The following is a 431-nucleotide window of genomic DNA, read 5'->3' on the forward strand; positions in this document are numbered from 1 at the left end:
CCATCAGGTTCGTCTTCTGGCGCGTCTTGCCCTCGGAGCGGAACAGCTGGCCGATCCACGGAATGTCGCCGAGGAGCGGCACCTTCGTATTCGATACCTGGTAGTTATCCTGCATCAACCCGCCGAGCACGATGATCTCGCCGTTGTCCGCCAGCACCGTCGACTGGATCGAGCGCTTCGTGAACGTCGGCCCGGGCGAATTGGCCGACGTCGTGTTCGTGCCGGGCACCACCGCGGAATCTTCCGTGTACAGCTGCAGCTTCAGAATGCCGCCCTCGGTGATTTGCGGCTTCACGTGCAGCGTCAGGCCGACATCGCGCCGGTCGTATGTGTTGAACGCGTTGGCGGTCGTGCCGCTCGTCAGGTTCGAGTACGAGCCCGTCGGAATCGGCACGTTCTGGCCGACCACGATCTTCGCCTCCTCATTGTCC

At 62.9% G+C, this 431-nt stretch carries 1 pseudogene; it reads right to left on the minus strand.

Features of this window, described 5'->3' with window-relative positions:
• A pseudogene (locus tag J5M58_RS27200) lies at positions 1 to 431 on the minus strand (type II secretion system protein GspD); the annotation flags it as partial.

Origin of the sequence: Pseudomonas sp. 32_A (assembly GCF_017490905.1) — a bacterium.
Lineage (GTDB): Bacteria > Pseudomonadota > Gammaproteobacteria > Pseudomonadales > Pseudomonadaceae > Aquipseudomonas > Aquipseudomonas inefficax.